Here is a 2,482-nt window from a genome sequence, read left to right as displayed (position 1 = left end):
CTGATTTCCAACTTGCTCCAGATATTTTAATTCTTCTACCTATTTGCTTAATTCCTGATTCTACTGCCCCAGAACCAATCGAACAGATGTCATTTTTCTGGAAAACTTCGTAATTAATAATTCTTTTTTTATGCTTTTCTAAATACTTACAAAAATTAACTGCTGGCTTTTTATTCAATTGTATGAATAGTGCTATTGCACTTTTTACATTTCCTTGCCATAAGTATGTTTCGGCTTGCTTCAATCGCTTCATTGAACCGCCTACTTTCTGAAGGTTTTCATTCAAATGATACCAGTCCAGAATTTCCCTTCTGTCCTGTTCACAACTAATTTCCTTGAATATATTCCATACCCCATCATGTCCATCACCTAAACAATTTACTGGTTTTGCTAGTGGCTGTTGATTGGCCCAATTAATGATGATCTCATTTTTGTCAAAACTACTTACTATCCCTGCTTCTGACACAATTGCTTTATAATCTTTCCACTCAGATTTTTCTCCGAGTGGTGTTATCAATCGTGCTTTTCCACCGTCTGCACTTAACTCGGTAATATCTGCTGTTGCGTAAGGCTGCTCAAATTTTTGATAATGTACTAATATGAGTTGGGTCTTGGCTGGAACCGTAATCCCTGTTATATATTCAATATCTTTGGCTGCATGTTGATATGCAACATTAGCACTCTGTCTTAAACAACAGTTTTCTAAATGTGGACTCAATCTACTCCCGCTCCCACACCCTAGTTTATCTGCTTGCTTTTGGGTGATGCTTAAATCACCTAATGTACTTTTTAATTTCTTTACCCTTCCTGCTTTTGTGCCACTAGCTGAGTAGATAAAAAAATTCCGATTTGCGGTGTCACATGAGTTAACACCTTATCTTTAACCGTGAGCTCGATATCTTCTAATGTTTTCAAAGATTCCGGGTCACAATCAGCATACAGAATTGCAGAAATAGCTTCTACATGTGTTTGAATCGCCTGTTGCTCTTCGTCCGTCATAGTTCAATCGCCATTAATTAAGACATCATTATTATCGCCGATTTTGCCCAAAAATAGCTCAAAACCTCTGCCTTAGTATTTTTGGGTATTTATACTTATTGCAGAAGTGACACGCTCCCAGCGAGATTTGTGCGATCGCTTCATCATCCCAGAAAAATTATACGGTAGAGAAACCGAAGTATTCTCCCTGCTATCGGCCTTCGAGCGCGTGAGTGCCGGCAGCACCGAAATGATGCTCGTTGCCGGTTTCTCCGGCATTGGTAAAACCGCTGTTGTCAACGAAGTTCACAAACCAATTGTGAGACAGCGTGGCTACTTCATCAAAGGCAAATTCGACCAATTTGCGCGCAGCCAGCCCTTCTCAGCTTTTGTACAAGCTTTTCGCGATTTAATGGGACAATTGCTCTCGGAAAGCGATGCTAAAGTTGAGGAGTGGAAGACTCAAATCCTGGCAGCATTGGGCGAAAATGCTCAGGTAATCGTTGAGGTAATTCCCGAACTAGAGCGGATTATTGGCTCGCCACCCCCGGCACCAGAACTCGTCGCCAGTGCCGCCCAAAATCGCTTCAATCGGTTATTCGAGAATTTCATCTCTATCTTCGCCACTAAAGAACATCCCCTCGTTATTTTCTTAGACGACTTGCAATGGGTAGACTCAGCCTCATTGAAGTTGATTCAACTCCTGACGAGCGATCGCTCACGGCGCTATCTCTTTTTAATTGGAGCGTATCGAGATAACGAAGTTTTTCCTGCACACCCTTTGATGGTGACATTAGCCGACATTCAAACAACCGGAGCTACGGTAAACACCATTACTCTAGATCCGCTGGAGCGCTTCCATTTGAATTGTCTGATTGCCGATACCTTAGCTTGTTCTACAGCGTTGGCTCAGCCTTTGACAGAACTTGTTTATCAGAAAACCAAAGGCAATCCATTTTTTAGCACACAATTCCTCAAATCTTTGCATGAAGATGGGATAATTGAATTTAATTTTGCCGCTCGGTATTGGCAGTGCGATATTGCTATAGTCCGAACCTTGGCTCTAACGGATGATGTACTAGAATTCATGGCACTTCAGTTGCGAAAGCTGCCAGCCCGGACACAGGAAGTTTTAAAGTTAGCTGCTTGTATTGGCAATCATTTCGATTTGGCTACATTAGCAATTGTTGATGAAAATTCACCAACAGAAACAGCAACAGCTTTGTGGAAAGCATTGCAAGAAGGGTTGATTTTACCAGTTAGCGATGTTTATAAATTTTATCAAGAATGTGGTAACAGTTTATCAAAATCCATCAGTGGAGAAGAATCCGAGGAATTACCAATTAACAATGACCAATTAGTTAAATACAAATTTTTCCACGATCGCGTCCAACAAGCAGCCTATTCCCTCATTCCTGAAGACCAAAAGCGCTCTACTCACTTAAAAATCGGTCAACTGCTGTTAAAGAATACGCGCGAAGCCGATCGAGAAGAAAGAATGTTT

The 2,482-nt window shown here is 41.1% G+C and carries 2 protein-coding genes; one reads left to right on the top strand and one right to left on the bottom strand.

Going from position 1 to position 2,482, the window contains the following annotated elements; all coding sequences use genetic code 11:
• Window positions 1–999 (bottom strand): ISKra4 family transposase gene (locus QUA50_RS29120; protein WP_333268771.1). Its coding sequence is split into 2 segments (ribosomal slippage), with 997 coding nucleotides annotated over them: window positions 1–841 and window positions 844–999; the frame shifts between segments, so codons are not numbered across the junction. This gene is flagged as partial in the annotation.
• 106 nt (window positions 1,000–1,105) lie between these two features.
• Here QUA50_RS29120 and QUA50_RS29115 point away from each other — a divergent pair.
• Window positions 1,106–2,482: AAA family ATPase (locus QUA50_RS29115; protein ID WP_333268773.1), on the top strand; the 1,377-nt coding region annotated here is incomplete at its 3' end.

This window comes from Microcoleus sp. M2_D5 (genome assembly GCF_036701935.1).
Lineage (GTDB): Bacteria > Cyanobacteriota > Cyanobacteriia > Cyanobacteriales > Microcoleaceae > Microcoleus.
This window is presented reverse-complemented; position numbering and strand designations above follow the sequence as displayed.